The sequence below is a fragment of the Rickettsia canadensis str. McKiel genome (assembly GCF_000014345.1).
GTDB lineage: Bacteria > Pseudomonadota > Alphaproteobacteria > Rickettsiales > Rickettsiaceae > Rickettsia > Rickettsia canadensis.
On sequence record NC_009879.1, the window covers coordinates 938,895 to 957,360 of the forward strand.

The window sequence follows — 18,466 nt, forward strand, 5'->3', positions numbered from 1 at the left end:
ATACTTTAACACAGAATGACCACAATACTTGTGATTATTATTATAATAATGATCGCTTTATCTGCTTTATTTGCTGCTACCGAAACTGCTATTACTGCATCTTCTCCCGGGAAGATTCATAAGCTTAAAATCACCGGTAATAAGTGTGCTAAAACAGTTTTAGAGGTTCTTAAGAAAAAAGAAAAAGTCATAGGAACTTTATTAATTGGTAACAGTTTAATCAATACTGTGTGTACCACTATTGCAACTACTCTCTTTATTAACTTTCTCGGAGATAACGGACCTATAGTTGCTTCCGGCGTTATGGCTTTTATAATTATTGTTTTTGCTGAAGTAGTACCGAAAGCAATAGCCGTTGCTAAACCTGAACAATTAGCATTAAAAATGGCTTCAACTATAATAATTTTTTTAAAGCTTTTCAAACCTATTAATATTGCTCTTGATTATATTACAAAAATATTTTGCTTTATATTTCGTATTAATTTAAAACCTCAAATCTCAGGCACCGAGGAAGTAAGAGGCGTAATTGAGCATTACCATCAAGAAGGCGGAGTGTATAAATCTGATCGTAATATGCTCGGTGGGATATTAGATATACGTAATATGACGGTATCGGAAATTATGACTCACAGGAGTAGTATTATATCCCTTAATATCGATCTACCTCATGAAGTAATAATTAAAACTTTATTATCATGTGCTCATACACGTATACCTTTATGGCAAGATAATAGAGATAATATAATAGGGATTCTTAATTTAAAAGATTTGCTTAAAGCATTATACAAAAATAATAATGATGCAAAAAAAGTTAATATTAATAAACTTCTAACCCCACCTTGGTTTATCCCTGAGAATGCACTTGTAGTAGACCAGTTACATGCATTTAGAGAACGTAATAACCATTTTGCTTGTGTTGTAGATGAGTATGGTACTCTACTAGGTATTATTACTCTTGAAGATGTTATAGAAGAAATCGTAGGACCTATTACCGATGAACATGATAGGCTTAATAATGAAATTATTAAGAAGTCTAATACCGAGTTCATTATAAAAGGAACTACAACTATTAGAGATATTAACCGAGAACTTGATTGGAATTTATCGGATGAGTATGTAAACACTATAGCAGGATTAATAATCCATAAAATTGCTAGGATTCCAAATCAAGGAGAAGTAATTAAAATATTTAATTTAAAGGTAATTATTTTAAAGAAAATTGCCAATAAGATTGATAGCGTAAAAATTACCGTATTACCTACTATTGAGGAAACAATAAGCAGTGAGTGAAATCGGTAATTTTTTACTGCTAGCTATAATGTTCTTAAGCGGTGTATCGGTATTATCTGTCATACCGTGGCTCAACCACATTATCCAGAAAAAAATCACAAAAGATTGGATCCCGTGCTTGAGTCGTGGTATGATAATCATACTCCCGTTCTACATAGCTGCCTTATGTACATTATTTGCCTTTTATACCCTAGTCTACGCTTTTATTATCTCTGACTTTTCACTACAAAATGTTTTCTTAAATTCTAGTACCTTAAAGCCGTTAATATATAAAATAGCCGGTAGTTGGTCGAGTCACGAAGGATCGATGTTATTATGGTTTTCCTTATTACAAATCATTAGCTGTTGTTATATATTTTTACTTAAAGATAACCATCTTAAATTTTTATCTATTATCATATTATCAGCTCTACAATTATTTTTTAGTAGCTTTATTTATTTTACCTCGAATCCTTTTAACGTTTTTTCATTTAGCCCTAAAGAGGGGCTCGGGTTAAACCCAATGCTACAAGATATTGCTCTTAGCGTTCATCCACCATTACTTTACCTCGGCTATGTTAGCTACGTAGTACCTTTTACTATTGCTACTGCAATGTTGCTTACTCCTGTCATACTGCAACTTGATCACGGTATCCAGAAAAAAATTTATAATATGGATACCGTGGTCAAGTCACGGTATGAAATAAATTGCCCTTTATCTCTTCTCAAAACATTTGCAGGCCTCGGTATCTTATTTACTACTATCGGAATTAGTCTTGGTTCTTGGTGGGCATATAGAGAACTTGGCTGGGGTGGATTTTGGTGTTTCGATCCGGTAGAAAATATTTCATTATTTCCTTGGTTATCCGGAATTATACTATATCATTCTATAATTGTAACAGCAAAAACCGGACGGATGCAAAGTTGGATGATAATTTTATCAATTATTACTTTCTTATTGGTAATATTTAGCACTTTTTTAGTACGTTCCGGTTTTGTTACCTCAATTCACTCTTTTGTATTCTCATCTGAGAGAGGGATATACCTGCTTGGGATATTTTTAATTTTAAGTATTGGAAGTATAGGGTTGTATAGTGTTATCCCGCGACTCAATCTCAGAATCTCAGGAAGTTTACCATTACAGACTGTTTTACAAGATACCGTGGTCAAGCCACAGCATGACATACTTGGCATACTCCTCGGCAATATATTTTTCCTACTTAGTCTTATTGTGCTAATAGCTGCTACACTTTATCCATCAATTTACTCTTTATTCGACGATAAACCTATTATTATTAGTGAAACATTTTTTATTAATAATTTCATTATATTTGTTATTCCTATTCTTTGTACCATAGGATTATTTACTACTAGAAGCTCTATTAAAAAACATATTATAATTCTAATATTATCTCTAATAATTACTTATTTAATATCATCAAAAGTAACATTTAGTACTATATCAGTTTTAACTATAATTGCATCTATATTTCTGATGCTTCATAATGTGCATCATCTTTTGATTAAAACTAATTATTTTAGGAATAGACTTAAAGCAAGTAATGCTAGTATGATCCTTGGTCATTTTGGTTTTGCACTGATTAGCTTTAGTATCACTATGAATGCATTATTACAAAGTGAAATGGATTTTACCGGAGAGGTAGGCACAAAAAAAACATTTAACAAATTTAAAGTAACATTGCAAAATATTAAATTTGCTCAAGGTAAAAATTATTATAGACAAATCGCTGAATTTTGGCTTGAGGATAATAGCCGTAATATAACTATATTAAAGCCAGAAAATAGACTTTATATAGTTGAAAAGCGTTTATCGCAAGAAAGCGATATATACTCTTATTTATCATATGATCTTTACACCGTTTTAAGTAATATAGACGGTGATATAATTTACGCTAAAATATATTATAAGCCAATGATGAGCTTTATTTGGCTTGGAATTATTCTTACCACTTCCGGCTTTTTTATTGCACTAATCAGAAAAAATTCTAGTTAATGTAAACATCTAATTTGAACCATTATATTTAAGATTTAAAATTTTTATACTATTTGAATGATCAGCTCCGAATTTTTCTATCTGATTATTATGGAATTTTTCATACTAAAATTTCTTAGGTAAAGTACAGCTAGCTTTAGCGGCTGCAATATACATATGACTTATTTCATAAACATGCTTCATATTTTCTCTATAGTTATTCCAATATATATTTCAGTAGCATAAGCATCTACCACCTATTGATTTTGATTACATAACACTATGTGTATCACCTTCTCAGCAACAAACGCTTGTGCAAAATCTATATCCGGTGATATAATAACCTCTTTATTAGGTTTAATTGGATCTTTAAGAAAAATCGCCTTAGCTTTTTAGCGTATTCTAACCTTCGGTAACATTACCTAAACCTAGTTTTGTCCTCATTTTTGGGTAAAAATTAGTTTATTCATGTCATATACTTGCTCTAACAAGGCAAGAGCTTCCTGATATTTCCTAATAGTTGCTATGTCAGTTTGATCTACTAGATTTTGATTGAATATGTATTCCATAATTTATATTTTTGCTGTCTACTCTAGATTTACCAGTTGAAGATTAGATATAGCTGAGCCCAAAACTACATGACATTTTATGGAATCATATCCTTTCACTTCATCAAATACCTACCTAGCTTTTATGTCATATTCAATTGCTTTTTTAGGATCTGACCAAGTTCTATAGTACAACCCTAAGTGTCCTAAATATGCAACATAAACAAATGTTTGTGCATTACTAATTACTCATTGTCCATAATTTAAATTTATCTTTTTGATTATCCGTTTATTTGTAATATTTTTTCACCTATACCATCATGCATTTCAAATATCGGATTAACTTCATTTATTTACACTCAATATAGAGATCACAGCAAATTTAGAAAGAGATTCCTATCTTTTGCTTATATATTTTCCCTCTAAGTTTAAATCTTGTACTTGATTTAATATTTGTGCTTCTTGCACTACTAGAATTGGAGAAGCTTCAAATTCTTGAGTCAAACATCGTCTTGAAAACAAACTATAATATTATAATTATACTCACTTCGCACCTATATTTAAATTATCAAACACCAATAACCATTTATCTTTACTTATATTTATTGAGAGGATATTGCATTGATTGCAAAAAGTTCTAGGTGTCTATACCTTGGCTTGATCACAGTATATATAAAAAATAACTTATAATACTACCACGCAAGCAAGCCTTTCCACAGGAATGAAATAAAAAACGAGTCATGCAACAAATACTCTCTCGTGGAGATAAGCTGTCACTAGCAATGCCTACAAGGATAAATGAAAATTGGAATAGAAAATAAAAAAAGCCCTTTTTTAAAGAGGGCTTTTTTCGTGAGAAAGTTATACACTTAAACTTACAGAAGTAATTAGAAGTTTACACGGACTTTTAGAGTACCTTGATGTGCAGTATATTTACTTGCAATCTGAGCATCATAACCGATTCCGTATTCCATCTTAGAATCAGGTCTTATACTTGCACTTAAACCTAAATTATAAGATGTTTTAGCGCTGCTATCAGACTGGCTGATGAATGGAGTCACTTGTCCGTCTAACTGAGACTGAGTTTTAGATAACCTACCGTTTACTTTGTGAACCACAAAAGCATGAGCTTCCGGATATACTGCAAGATCACTAAAGTTCATAGTATTGCCCATTACTCTAACGCCTAATATTAAATCGGTTCTATCGCTAAACTTGCTGTTAACTTGCTTGTTTGCAACTGTTGTACCGGTTTCTTTATAGTTTTCATCAGAAGACTTTAAGTAGCTAAGTCCTGCCATTGGAGTTACTAACACACCTTCCATTGCATTGTAATCATAACCGACTATTAAGTTACCGCCGAATGTCATGTTATCATAATGACCAGCAGCAATTTGCTTACTCATATTACCGTTAGCATCGAAGAAATAACGCTGGCTTTTGTTCTTCACGTGATTTAAGCTAAATATTGCACTACCTTGAGCAAAGAAGTTTTTAACAAGCTGCTGTGCACTGTATAGAGAAAATGAGAAACCGTTAATATCGGTTTTATCACCTTTCTTATAATCTTGGTGTTTTATATCGGTTTTAGTGATACCAAGAGCAGCACCAATCATTAAGTTATCATTAGCTAGCGTATCTAAACCGATTACAACACCGGTGGTTTTAGCTTTGTAACCTGCTAAACCGCCTTTCTTACTTTGATGTGCATCAGTATAGAAAGGTTTTGCCCATATACCATAAGCTACATTGTCAATAGCTTCCTCACCTGCTGTAACCGGACTTTGCGGTGTAGATACTAACCCACATTCAGCTCCTGCCATTTTAGAAGAATCATAAGTACCAAGATATCTAAGAGCGCCTAACCTGTTACTAAGTTGAGCCTGGATATCTTTAGCTACATCTAATTGGGCATTAGTTACAACCGCACTTGTATCGGTAGTAATAGCTCCGACAAAGTTAGCTGCATCAGTAGTGTTTTTAGCTAAAAGAAGATTATTATATGCTGCAGTATTAGAATTTACAAATGTTAGAACATTCTGACCTATACCTGCAAACTGGCTATTTCCGATAGCCTTTGTAACTACATTTGCTACATCGTTAGTACGTGTTAATACATAATCTTTATTATCGGCACGTATTAATCCATACCTTACAAAAATATTACTTCCAGTTACGTTAAACTTAGGATCACCTAAAGTACCTGAAAAACGAGCCCCGCCTTGGATTAAAGTATAAGTTTGTGTACCGCTGAAATTTGCATTAGCACTATCTTGTACGTTAATAGTTGTAGTTCCTGTAGTTGTTGCATTAACTTGAACACCTTCTGCGATAACAATATGACCTATATTACCACTTGCTAATGTTAGCGTTGTACTAAGAGAAGTATTGTCTCCCCATGTTGAAGTACCGCTTGCAAATGTTAAGATATTTGTAGCAAGATCTATATTACCGTTAATAGCAGTTGTACCGCCGCCTAAAATTACGTTCGATGCTGCAACATTTAAGTTAACATTACCAAAATTGGTTGCCGTAGAATATATATTTCCTTGTAATTTTTCTAATGAACCAACAGGACCTGTAAATTGTACGGAAGCTACAGGAGTATTAGAGCAACCTATATTACCGACAAATGCACTACCTAAGTAAGTTACGACACCATTATTAGCTTTAACGGTAGCAACCGTACTTGTAGAAGTAGAGTTTGTACCATCAGCAAAAATTACATTAGAGTTACCGTTAGCACTCCCAAGAGTGATTGTACCATCAAAATCTTTTCCGACTACACCACCTGCTTGATATGTTAAACCATCATTAACTATTAAATTATTAACGAAAGTACTTCCTAAGTTTTTATAGTCTGTAGCAACAGTTACAAGCTTTAATTTTAGAGCAGCCTCACCTTCTGGCTTTATCCCTAAACCGTAAATTGTACCAGGTGTATTAGGAATACCGCCATTAAGCTCTATAGTACCTTGACCGTCATGTACAGTAAACAGACCTGCATTTAATGTAATATCATCAACAGTGATCGTATCATCACTTGCAAGCCCAAGACCTACTATATTATTCTGATCACCGATTACTTGACCTGGGACAATTTTACTATCAATATCTGAAACAATAACTGCAGGAACACTAAAGTCACCGACCAGACCGTTACCAACTGTACTTGTAATTGTTAAACCGTCAAATGGAATTTTACTAGGTAAGAATAAACGCGTACCTAAGCTTGCATTTTCAAAAGCAATTTTAGTGGTATTAATACCATGCTCAGCTAAATTACCGGTCTCATTAAATACTACGTTACCGGGACCAGAAACTGTTATTTGTTTTAAAGCATCAACAGCAGCAGCTTGTGTTTGTAATGTTACGGTAATATTATCAGCATTAACGAATTCTACTATACCGGTATTGTCGGCAGATTTGATAAAGCTTGCAGTATAATTGCTACCGATTTGTAAGGTAGAATTACCATCAATTGTACTCTTGCCGTTAAAAATAGCACTCCCTAAGAACTGAGCAGTAGTACCGTTATCTAATTCTACAGTATTAAACTTATTACCTTGCTGTCCACCTACTATACCACTCACTATATTTATTCCACCGGCAGTAAAGCTGAACGAACCTGTATCAGCAACAGCAGTAGTAATATTAGTGGCATATAAATTAACACCTTTACCAAACTCTAATATAGAATCATTTTGAGCTACCGGAACTGCAAAATTAATCTCAGCAAGTGCATTTGCTGCACTACCTAAATTTGTACCCGCAGAAAGAGTAGTAGTAGGGTTAGCAGGATCGCCGGCAACTATTATTTTACCTTGACCTGCAGCATTGATAGTTTTTGTTATTAAATAAGTATTGTGACCAAGTTGTACTGAACCGTTATTACCGATATCTAACTCATTAATAGCAACATCACCAGCATTTAAAATTGTTTTACTTGATCCGACTTTTAATTGTCCAAGGGTTTTATTAGCACCTGGTACAATAGTACCGATATTACCGCTAATAGTTAAAGTTTGAGCATTTGTTAGACTACTCGCATCTAATATACCTTGTTTATCGGTAGTTATGGCTAAATTAGCTTTAATTTGTAAAGCTGCATCTGTAGTATTAGTTAGAGTTAATGTTTCGTTAGCTCCAAAAGTAATAGCATTAGCAGGATTGTTAACTAATAAAATACTGCTTCCACCGTAAGATAAATTGTTACCGGCTAAATTAATATTTTTTATGGCATTACCAACATTACCACCAATAGCAGCATCAACACCTATATTGCCATTAATAGCTGCGTTACCAGTTAAAGCGATTGTACCATTACCTGCTGCTAGCTTATTTATAATATTACCAGTTACAGTTGTGCCTTCTTCTAAGGTAAGGCTATTATCAAATGCACTAGATAAATATATATTTTGAGCATTAATTTTGCTACCTTGCTTTAAAGTAAAGTTTGTAGCAGCACCATTATCATTATCTTCTAAATTAACAATTTTTAAAGCATTATTGCCACCGATATTACCGTTAATGGCGAAATTGGCACCTTGTAACTTTAATATACCTGTATTAGCCGTAGCAGTATCTACATTTTGAACGAAAATAGCATTTGTATCTGCTTTATGCACTACTAAAGTATTGTCTGTTTCAAAATTAATTGTAGCTAAACTATTACCATTAGCACCAACATTACCGGCAACTGTCACATCACCACCATTAACACTGAAACCACCTTGGTTATTAGTCCCACTAGTATTAAGTATATTACCTGCTACTTGATGATCTTGTGTTGTAAATTTGATGAAGGAATCAGCACTAGTTAAATTAATAGCTTGAGCAGCAAAATTACTGCCATTCCCATTGTTCCCACCTTGGAAGATTAATGTTCCAGCAACATTAACTGCAGCTACAGAATTTTTATTCCCTATATCTGTACTAACCGTAGAATCACCTAAGAAATTTACCGTACCATTATTAGCAGCTACACCGCAAATATTTATATTATTAGCAGCAGTAATACCGGTTATATTAACTCTATCTGCAACATTTAATACAGCATCATTACCTAAAACAATACCATCAGCTCCAACAGTACCGTCAAGTTTAGCATTAGCATTTAAAGTAACTTGTGCGTTTGCCCCTAATATGAAACCTTGTATACCATTAGTATTACCAATCGTACCATTAAATATTGCTATATTCCCATCATCAATGTTAATGTGACCTTTACCTCCTGGAACAATACTGTTGAAAGTAGCAGTATTACCGAAAACAGCTGTTTTAGTACCATCTGCACCATTAGCTGCAAGGTTAACTTTGAATACAGAATTAGCATCTGTAAAATTAACAGGTCCGAGGTTAGTATAAGTATTTACAGGCAAAGCAGCAACTCCAGGAGCACCGTTTAAAGTCAAGGTATTTCCTGCAATAATATTGAGCGTTAATAATTGACCTGCAGTACCGGAAACAGAACCAATAGCCATATCCGCAGCACCATTAACTGCAAAAACACCACTTTGTAACATATTCATCGATCCGAAAAGCACAGTAGGATTACCAACGTTATCATTGCCTCCATCAGCTGTGGCAATGAAAGGGCCGCCTGCTTGCACAACATAAGTTAAAGAATCACCTGTTACTATTCCAGGCATACCAACAGCATTTAAATTAACGTGTGCATTAATATTGCGGTTAGCAGCACCCATAGCTGAGCCTGCAAAACCAGCTACTATGGTAGCGGTGGAAGCAGTTACCAACCCTGCCGAAATTAATTTTTTTAGAAAATTTGGTTTTTGAGCCATATTTTATTCCCATATTTAAGTTAAAATTGAGTACCTAGTATTAAAACAATATAGCCGACTACAGGTAAAATTACCCACACCGAATAAAGAAATAACCTTAATATTTTGCTTTAATAATCTCTAAACTACAGGCCGTAGTATACTATACATCATATATAATTACAAGCCATACAGTAGTTTTTTTATAAAGTTTTAATAAATGTTATATTTTTATCACAACTAAGTCATGCCGTGGCTACGACCACAGAATCTAGAATAATAATCACGCGATCAAGTTATCCAGGAAGCATAACTTAAATGTTTTACTGGATTCCTGCTTTCGCGGGAATGGCACCAAGGACTGGATCCCGTGGTCAAGGCTACGGGATTCCTACTCTTTATTAAATATTAGCATTTCAGCCGTATTTTTCCATTTTAGCATTTCATCGTATTTGGTATGCCAAATATGCATAATTTCCTTTTCATATTCTACAATTTGCTCTTCTAATCCTTCAAATTGCTTCACCATTTGACATGCTTTAGAAAATATCGTGTCGTTAGTAACGTCAAAAACTTTTTTCAAATGACGGTCTTGTGCTTCTTTATAATTTAAATGAGCGGCTCTACCAAGCTCAGCATCTTTATGCATCTCCTCGCTTCTTATTTGTATTTCAAAATTACGTTTAGAGTATAAAAACTGCATTATATTATGAAGAGACTGATAGCCGTTGCTTTTTGGTCTATTGATATAATCTTTGGTATATATCCAAGTTAAATGCGGACAATTCTTAACTATGTCTAAAGCATTGTAGCATAGACTTTGAGATTTAACTATAATCCTATATGCAATTAAGTCTTTCAATGCATCAATTGGCACTTCTTTCCTTTTCATCTTTTTTAAAATAGAATAAGGGGCTTTAAGACGCATATATATCTCATTTTCTATCTCTGCTTTATTTAAATCTTCTTTAAGCAGATTAATAATATTATAAATCAAATCCCCTCTTGCTACCTAAAATTCTATATATCTCTATTTTTAGTAAAAATTACCTATAGCTTGTTAGAACTTAAATCCACACGACTGTTCATAATACTATTCAAGTAATTGATAAAATTAATTCTTTAACTAAAAATTAAAAAAGATTAATAGTAAAAATAAGATTTTTCAATATAATTGTTTAATTAATTTTAACTTAGATTAATTGAATAGCTGCTTAATAGCAATTTTACATATCATACCGTCACTTAACCCTCTGTTGAAACATTGATTATGTCATTCATGCAAAAGTAGGAATCTAGCGCAACATATAAAAAACTTATTTTTTATATGTTCATTTTAGCAAATATATTTTGTACTAATATTAAGGTTATTTCGACTTTCGCAGGCATGACATAAAGTTAAACAATAAATAAGTTGGAAAATTTATTCATAGATACCTCAGAAACACTAATGAGAACTTCAGACATTTTGTCCAATTCTCCGGTACATTCAAGCACTATATCTACGCCTGCATCTAAAACTCCTTTGGTAATATCTTTCATATTACCGTTTAAAGCTTTCATATCTATTGAATCAGAAATAATAAGTCCTTTAAAACCAATATTACTTTTAATATAATCAATAACTTTTTTTGATATGGTTGCAGGATTGCTTGAATCAAGAGATTGATAAATTATATGTGCCGTCATAGCAAGCTTAATATTATTGTGCTTCGCTAGCTCCTTAAATACTTTAAAATCTGTGTTTTCTAATTCTTTTAAGCTATTATCAATAATAGGTAACCCTATATGGCTATCTACTTTAGCTCTACCATGCCCTGGAATATGTTTAATGCAAGCTTGGACTTTTTCTTCTTGTAATCCGTCTACAGCAGCTAAACATAAAGGCACCACTACTTCCGGCTCTGAGCCAAAACTTCTATCCCCGACTATATTGTGTGCTCCTTCGTGGATCAAATCCACTACCGGTGCAAAGTCTAAATTAATCCCTACTTCTCTTAACTCTTTGGCAATATTACTATAATTTTGTTTGCACCTCTGCACATCAACAAAAGTTTGAGCAGCCGGAGCATCATAAAAAGTTGGTGTAATAAGCCTTTTGACTCTCCCCCCTTCTTGATCTATAGAGATGATAGTATTTTTCCCTAATACTCCTTTTATAGCGTCAATAAGGGTTTTTAGTGCTTCTTTATCCTGCTCACCGTTATCATGCTTTTTAATATTACGACGAAATAAAATTACACCTAAAGGATTATGTTCTTCAAATAATTCTCTTTCTGCATCGGTTAATTCAGGACCAGATATACCGATAATTACTGGTTTGACTGTTTGTCTTATTGTCATAAGATGCTCTCTTTAAAAGATATGTAAATGCTTAATCACCTCACTAGCAAAATAATATTTTGTTGTTAGTTTATTGTTTGTCATATACTCTGAATAAATGAAAAGTATTATATACGAAGATCAACTTTTAAAAGAGCAAAGAGTTCACAAGGTGAGGAACGCAGCATATACTTGGTGAGTACTGCAGATCTTGTAGAACGACTTAGCCAATTTTTAAAGTTCATCGAGTATACTTCTTCCATCTATTGTGAAACCAGAACCATTGAGAAGGATTTTGTTTAACCCATTCTCCTAGTATTTGGTTAATATTAAGCATAATATTATAGCAATCGACTTTATTATCACCGCTTTGTTCAAACATTAATTGTGAGTGAAGTATTAATTTAAAATAACTACCTTTCGTTCTAATGATTTGGCAAGGTATAATCGGATATTTATACTGCAATGCAATTTTAGCGATAGCGTTAGCCGTCATAGCAGGATATCCTAAAAAAGGTACCTCAATTCCATTGTTCATTTTTTGGTCAACAAGCATAACAATAGATTCACCCTCCTTGATAGCCCTAAATAAAGCTCTACTACCTTCAGGACCTTTCGGTATAAGCCTTAATTTGTCACTGGCGCGACTTTCATTAACCAACTTGTTAACATACGGGTTATTTGCTTTACGATAAATTACGGCAAATTTTGGATAAGATTTATAAAGACGCTTAAGAGCGATATCCCAATTCGCAAAGTGACCACTAAATAATAAAAAGGGTTGCCCTTCAAGTTTTTTAATATTTTCTATGCCGATTATTTCGATCCTACGCTTTAACTCGACTTCATTCATCTTGTTGACATATGCAAATTCACCGATAAATCTACCGAAATTACCCCAAGTTTGATCTATGATTTTTTCAACATCACACATATCACCGAATACTGCTTTAATATTGCTTCTAGCAATTTTATTAACGGCAAATAATATACCGATTTTTCTCGCTATAAAACTACAAATATCGGCTGCTTTATCCATACCAAGCATTCCTATTACTTTAAGGAATATCACAATGATAAAATACTCAATTAAATATCTGAGCTTTTTTAAAAATTTTTTCATTTAATAAATTAGGGTTATTTATAGATAATTCTACATCTAAACAGACAATATTATTATTTAAATCATGAAATTTAACATAATCTTTTCTTGTAGTAATTAAGGTAGCGTTGTTATGCTCTTTAGCTAACGAATATAAATTTTCTAAATCTGCTTGTAAATAATTATAATGATCAGGGAAAATTTTATAACCGACTATATTCAGTCCATAATTCTTTAAAGTTGAAAAGAAACGCTCAGGATTACCGATGCCGCTAAAAGCAAAATAATTTTTAGTTTTGTCTATATTATTTAATGGAACTATTTGAGCATTTATTAACTTATTTACATAAGGAGTTAAAATATTTAACATTTTATCATTGGTGCTACTGACTAAAAAAACCAAATCAGCCGCATCAAGAGCTTTATTTGGATACTGTCTTAAAGGACCTGCCGGAATCAAAAATCCGTTACCGAAAAGTCTTTGGCTATCTACTGAAACTATAGTAAAATCTTTATGAAAATGAGGATTTTGTAGAAAATCATCAACTATTATTACATCAGGTTTAAGCTCGTTAATTAACGGCAAAGCCTCTTTGATATTTTTAGTAGCAATAACTAGTCCATATTTTACAAGTATTACCCCCTCATCTCCTACCTCTAGAACAGTATGTCTTGCATTTACAATAGCTGCGTTTTTAAGCTTGCTACCATAACCCTTAGTTACTATTACAAAACTTACATTTCTAGCTTTTAGTAATTTGGCTAGATATATTACTATTTGTGTCTTACCAGTACCTCCTACACTACAATTACCGACACAAATAACTTTAGCAGGCAACATAATAGGTTGAGCTAGGCTAGCTCGCAAATAACCTAAAAATTGATATATCAGACTTACCGGCAAAAGCAAATAAGCTATAATATTTTGCTTCTGCCAAAATTTGGGATATAAAAGTTTGATCATATTAATATAATATTGGTTTTATTGTGTGTTTTAGCTTTTCCTATTGCAATCCTACAAATTGTAAGCTAGATCCAATTAATAATACTAAAATTATTAGTATAATAAGTTGAATTCATGGATACCGTGTAGAGGCCATGGTGGTATGACATTAGAGTGTTCTTCCCACATAATAAGCCTATTTTCAACATTTACGGCAGTTAAAAATAAAGTCAAACGGATTGATTGCTTTATTGTCTAGTAGAATTTCAAAATGCAAATGTTCGCCCGTTGCATTACCAGTTCGTCCTTGTATACCGATCAATTGACCACGCTTAATTTTGTTTCCTTCTTTAATTTGTATTTCCTTTAAATGAGCATATTTCGTAATAAATTTATGTCCATGTTTAATCTCGACAAAATTCCCGTAATCAGATGCTCTAGCAACTTTTATAACGACCCCGCTTGCCGCTGCATATATCGGGGCTGCTTTTTTAGCTTGTAAATCAATACCACTATGGAAACATTTCTTTTTTCTTTTCTTTTTATGAGGACTTTTCCTAGTTCCGTAATGACTGGTAATCTTTGGTTCGTATTCTGGTAACAGAAGCGGTATTGTAGCAATTATTTTGTCAAGCTTGGTTAGTTCTGAAATATTAGACCCATGAGTTTGTTTTTGTGCAAAATAACTAGCTACCGGTTTAGAGAGAAACTGATATTTTGAATTTAGTTTTGTTATAAGTGCCTTGATATCGGCTATTTTTATTGCAACTGCTTTATTAAATTCTGCCAGATTTTTATTATGCAATTTTTGTAAAAACATCTTATTTTGTTTAGGGTTATTAATTATTAGACCTAAGTTTTTTGCATATATACATTTGCTATTTTTATTTGCCAAATCATATTGTACTACTAAATCCGCATGACTGATTTTATATTTTTGCTTTAATTGAGATAAGGTGGTAGAAAGTAAAGTAGTATCACTAGATACTTTAATACTGCTACAACCTTGAACAAGAAAAACTATAAACAGTAAAAAGATATATTTCCGAAAGAACATTCAAACTTTACCATATTTTTATCACTATATAAAAGGTCATATTCAATAATTATGTTTTCTTTAAATACAATATTTTTGTAATTGTGGTAAAAATCATGGACTAAAGGTAAACGCTTTATAGTATACCACATTAAGACTGTATTATTAAGAGATCGTAACTTAATTTTTTTAAGAGCTTCGCGCAATTTTTGAAACTCATTTTTGACCTCAAAAGGTGGATCAAGAAAAAATCCTCTATTTTCTTTAAACGGTATAAAAGCTTTTATAGGCATTATAAGCATCTATATTATGCATATTATTCGGTAGTAGTGTTTTAAAATCACCCTGGTTGAAGCTTGTAAACAATTAAGCACTCATTTGGTCTTAATAATTGTTTAATTATACAAGGTGAGCCAGGATAATAATTTCCCCAGCTAGGTTTACTATATTAAAAAACCTTTAAAAGTTCAGGAACATGATCGGTAGCTTACAGTAATTCATTAATGCCCTGTATCGCTTACTAGAGCTTGACAAGAAGCTTCTAAACTTAACATCATAGAAGTTTAGAAATGTTTTTCTTTAAATTGCTCTAAGCTTACAATAAGCACTAAATGTTGCACACTATATTGGCAAAATTACCTACATGATCAATATGACGATATTATTATTTCTTCTTTCTAAAGTAATTTCTGCATCTTCTTTATCTTTTTTTAATTCACTTAAATAATTCTTAATTGCAACTTGTACTAATTGCACTTTACTAACCATAAAACTAATCATTAATTCCTTCTGTATAAAACAAAAAAATAAATTATTTTGTATGAAAGCCCTCTTTCATCTGTATTACTCATTATTTTACTTTTTCTTTCAAAAGGAGTATCGTCCATGTTTTAGAGTAATACTTTATAAGGTTAATTAATGCTTGTCCTATACTATGCACCAAATTTTAATTTCTTAAAGAATTTGTTAGAAATTCTACTGTTTGTTGTAGATTATTTAATTTCTTGTGAGTGATTTTATCTTGATTAATACTATAAACCTATTAATAAGATATTCTCTAAGTAAGTTAGTTATTAGCCCACTTTCTGAAAGCTATAACTCTCTTAGAATTTAGTCTATACCCTACAATATTACATCTAAATTATAATATTCTACTTGTATCTCAACCCTATGATCTCCTTACTATTTGAACTTTTGCAAAAAATGCAATAGCTGCTTTTTCTTCCAATGCTCCTTCTTTAAATATCTTGAAATTACTGATTTATCTCGTACAAATAGTGCTGCTATTTAATTTAAAGATAGCCAAACTGTTGCTTCTACTATCTTAACCTCAACATTAACTTCCCCATTTTCGTCCTAATAAATTACTACCTAATTTTCTATTTCTTTATGAATTGTTTTAAACATTGTTTACTATGGTAAGCCATTCCTCTTCATCAATAATTTTAATTCCCAGCTCTTTAGCTTTTTTAAGCTTACTACCTGCATCAACACCGGCTATGACTAAATCCGTATTAGAGGATACACTAACTGCAACTTTAGCTCCAAGCTTTTCAGCCATTGCTTTAGCTTCTACTCTAGATGTAGTAGGTAAGCTACCAGTAAATACAACTATTTTACCTGTTAAACTACTGTGTTCTTTAGTCTCTTTATAATCTTCAATATTTAATACTTCACCAAGTTTTTTGATAAGCTCAATATTTTCTTTAACATCAAAAAAATTAATAATATCTACTAGAATCTTATCGCCGATTCCTTCTAGATTATTTAGTTTTTGATAGATATTAGAATCGTTTTTACTCAGTAATTCTATTTGACTTATAAAGTTATTATAGCTTTCAAATTCTCTAGCAAGCAATTTAGCGTTTTGTTCACCGATATGCCTTATGCCTAATGCATATATAAACCTTGGCAAACTGACATTTCTTGATTCTTCGATATTTTTAAAAAGATTTTCTACTGATTTTCTACCCCACCCATCCATATTTTCAAGCTTTGTTAAGCTAGCTTCATTTTTTTCTTTTAATAAGAATATATCTAAAGGATTGCTAATTAATCCCTTATCTATTAAAAACTCAACTTGCTTACGCCCCAACCCTTCAATATCCATAGCATTTTTCGATACGAAATGGCGTATACGCTCATAATTCTGAGCGGGACAGTTAAGAACGTTATCACAGCGTATAATAATATCTTCAGGAATATAATGTAACTTAGAATTGCACGAAGGGCAAAATAAAGGAGTATTAAATGTTGTTGCATCAGTGGAACGCTTTCCTATATCAACTCCAATGATTTGAGGAATAACGTCACCGGCACGTTGCAGGAATACATAATCCCTGATCCGCACGTCTTTTCGTATAATTTCTTGGAAATTATGCAGTGTTGCTCTGCTAACAGTTACCCCACCTATTTCTATGGGTTCAAGCTCGGCCACCGGAGTTAACGTGCCGGTTCTGCCCACTTGCACCGTAATAGAAAGCAGCTTCGTTTGTCCTACTATAGCAGGAAATTTATGAGCAGTAGCAAATCTTGGAGCACGAGCTATAAATCCCATTCTATTTTGCAGTGCAAAATCATTGAGCTTATATACTACACCGTCAATTTCATAAGATAAATTTTCTCTATTTGTTTTTAGATATTCGTAAAAAGCAAAAATTTCTTCTTCGGAATCTGCAAGTTTAGATATTTCATTAACTCTAAAGCCGAATTCTTTTAATTTTTTAAGTAATTCATTTTGAGAAGAAGCGATATTTTGTTCAGTTGCTCCTCCTGAATAGACAAAATATTTTAGTGGTCTTTTTGCAGTAACTGAAGAATCTAACTGACGAAGTGATCCAGCAGCAGCATTACGCGGATTTGCAAATTTATCTCTACCCTGCTCTTCTTGTTCTTTATTTAGGTTAAAAAAATCTTGTTTTTCAATATAAATTTCTCCGCGTACTTCTAAAAACTCTGGAGCATTATTAATTTTATGAGGGAAATTTTTGATTGTTTTAATATTTGCTGTCATATCCTCACCTATATATCCATCCCCTCTTGTAGCTCCTATTGTAAGCAGCCCATTTTTATAAATAGCAGAAAAAGACAAGCCGTCTATTTTAGGTTCACAAAAGATAGGAGCAAACTCATTAAGACGTAAGAAATTTTTTATACGATCTACAAAATCTTTAACATCTTGCTCATCAAAGACATTACTAAGAGATAGCATTGGTGCTTGATGTGTAACCTTAGCAAATTTATTTGCTATTTTAGCCCCTACTTTTTTGCTAGGACTATTTTCTAAAATTAAATGAGGAAATTTTTGTTCTAACTTGAGATTGGTATTAAATAGCTGATCATACTCAGCATCTGAAACTAAATGATTATTTTCTATATAATAAGCATGATTATAGCGTTCTATTTTATCAGCCAGTTCTTTTAATAATTTTTTTGCTTCCTTTTCAGATATTAAATAAATATTTTGCATTAAA

At 32.4% G+C, this 18,466-nt stretch carries 12 protein-coding genes; 2 read left to right on the forward strand and 10 right to left on the reverse strand.

All coding sequences use genetic code 11. The annotated features are described in order from the left end of the window. Positions 1-15: 15 nt before the first annotated feature. A complete protein-coding gene (locus A1E_RS04180) occupies positions 16-1,290 on the forward strand; it encodes an HlyC/CorC family transporter (RefSeq protein ID WP_041405254.1) in 1,275 nt (424 codons plus the stop codon). Between the two features lie 130 nt (positions 1,291-1,420). Further along, a complete protein-coding gene (locus A1E_RS07560) occupies positions 1,421-3,283 on the forward strand; it encodes a heme lyase CcmF/NrfE family subunit (RefSeq protein ID WP_458692616.1) in 1,863 nt (620 codons plus the stop codon). Positions 3,284-3,702: 419 nt separating this feature from the next. Here the strand turns inward: A1E_RS07560 and A1E_RS07185 are convergent, their stop codons facing one another. The 10 genes from A1E_RS07185 to ligA all read right to left on the reverse strand — a co-directional run bounded on the left by A1E_RS07185 (position 3,703) and on the right by ligA (position 18,462). Next, positions 3,703-3,831, reverse strand: a complete 129-nt coding sequence (locus A1E_RS07185) for a hypothetical protein (protein ID WP_012149053.1) — start codon at positions 3,829-3,831, stop codon at positions 3,703-3,705. An 866-nt stretch (positions 3,832-4,697) separates the two neighbouring features. Then, entirely contained in the window at positions 4,698-9,611 is a 4,914-nt protein-coding gene (gene ompB, locus A1E_RS04190; protein ID WP_012149055.1) for an outer membrane protein OmpB, read from the reverse strand. A 370-nt stretch (positions 9,612-9,981) separates the two neighbouring features. Then, complete coding sequence (locus tag A1E_RS04195; protein WP_012149056.1) at positions 9,982-10,587, reverse strand: bifunctional (p)ppGpp synthetase/guanosine-3',5'-bis(diphosphate) 3'-pyrophosphohydrolase; 606 nt, start codon at positions 10,585-10,587, stop codon at positions 9,982-9,984. Positions 10,588-10,988: 401 nt separating this feature from the next. After that, positions 10,989-11,933 carry a beta-N-acetylhexosaminidase gene (gene nagZ, locus A1E_RS04200; RefSeq protein ID WP_012149057.1) on the reverse strand — a complete coding sequence of 315 codons (945 nt, stop codon included), beginning with the start codon at positions 11,931-11,933 and terminating at the stop codon, positions 10,989-10,991. A 220-nt stretch (positions 11,934-12,153) separates the two neighbouring features. Continuing rightward, positions 12,154-13,035 carry a lipid A biosynthesis lauroyl acyltransferase gene (locus A1E_RS04205; RefSeq protein ID WP_012149058.1) on the reverse strand — a complete coding sequence of 294 codons (882 nt, stop codon included), beginning with the start codon at positions 13,033-13,035 and terminating at the stop codon, positions 12,154-12,156. Further along, positions 12,998-13,978 (reverse strand): tetraacyldisaccharide 4'-kinase, encoded by a 981-nt coding sequence (lpxK, locus tag A1E_RS04210; RefSeq protein ID WP_012149059.1) that lies wholly within the window; start codon positions 13,976-13,978, stop codon positions 12,998-13,000. Before lpxK ends, A1E_RS04205 begins: the two co-directional genes overlap by 38 nt. A gap of 181 nt (positions 13,979-14,159) precedes the next feature. Further along, positions 14,160-15,014, reverse strand: a complete 855-nt coding sequence (locus A1E_RS04215; protein WP_012149060.1) for a M23 family metallopeptidase — start codon at positions 15,012-15,014, stop codon at positions 14,160-14,162. Further along, the gene (gene rlmJ / locus A1E_RS07525) at positions 14,978-15,286 is read right to left on the reverse strand and encodes a 23S rRNA (adenine(2030)-N(6))-methyltransferase RlmJ (RefSeq protein ID WP_196792440.1); all 309 of its coding nucleotides are present in this window, start codon (positions 15,284-15,286) and stop codon (positions 14,978-14,980) included. The genes A1E_RS04215 and rlmJ overlap by 37 nt, the downstream gene beginning before the upstream one ends. A 346-nt stretch (positions 15,287-15,632) precedes the next feature. Beyond that, positions 15,633-15,773 carry a hypothetical protein gene (locus tag A1E_RS06640; RefSeq protein WP_012149062.1) on the reverse strand — a complete coding sequence of 47 codons (141 nt, stop codon included), beginning with the start codon at positions 15,771-15,773 and terminating at the stop codon, positions 15,633-15,635. 619 nt (positions 15,774-16,392) lie between these two features. Beyond that, a complete protein-coding gene (ligA, locus tag A1E_RS04225; RefSeq protein WP_012149063.1) occupies positions 16,393-18,462 on the reverse strand; it encodes an NAD-dependent DNA ligase LigA in 2,070 nt (689 codons plus the stop codon). Between the last annotated feature and the right edge of the window lie 4 nt (positions 18,463-18,466).

What these genes read in the sequence shown, in the direction of transcription:
- nagZ (WP_012149057.1), bottom strand. Translation starts at nt 11,933, where the DNA reads ATGACAATAAGACAAACAGTCAAACCAGTAATTATCGGTATATCTGGT.
- A1E_RS06640 (WP_012149062.1), bottom strand. Translation starts at nt 15,773, where the DNA reads ATGATTAGTTTTATGGTTAGTAAAGTGCAATTAGTACAAGTTGCAATT.
- ompB (WP_012149055.1), bottom strand. Translation starts at nt 9,611, where the DNA reads ATGGCTCAAAAACCAAATTTTCTAAAAAAATTAATTTCGGCAGGGTTG.
- A1E_RS07560 (WP_458692616.1), top strand. Translation starts at nt 1,421, where the DNA reads ATGATAATCATACTCCCGTTCTACATAGCTGCCTTATGTACATTATTT.
- ligA (WP_012149063.1), bottom strand. Translation starts at nt 18,462, where the DNA reads ATGCAAAATATTTATTTAATATCTGAAAAGGAAGCAAAAAAATTATTA.
- A1E_RS04205 (WP_012149058.1), bottom strand. Translation starts at nt 13,035, where the DNA reads ATGAAAAAATTTTTAAAAAAGCTCAGATATTTAATTGAGTATTTTATC.
- A1E_RS04180 (WP_041405254.1), top strand. Translation starts at nt 16, where the DNA reads ATGACCACAATACTTGTGATTATTATTATAATAATGATCGCTTTATCT.
- A1E_RS07185 (WP_012149053.1), bottom strand. Translation starts at nt 3,831, where the DNA reads ATGGAATACATATTCAATCAAAATCTAGTAGATCAAACTGACATAGCA.
- rlmJ (WP_196792440.1), bottom strand. Translation starts at nt 15,286, where the DNA reads ATGCCTATAAAAGCTTTTATACCGTTTAAAGAAAATAGAGGATTTTTT.
- A1E_RS04215 (WP_012149060.1), bottom strand. Translation starts at nt 15,014, where the DNA reads ATGTTCTTTCGGAAATATATCTTTTTACTGTTTATAGTTTTTCTTGTT.
- lpxK (WP_012149059.1), bottom strand. Translation starts at nt 13,978, where the DNA reads ATGATCAAACTTTTATATCCCAAATTTTGGCAGAAGCAAAATATTATA.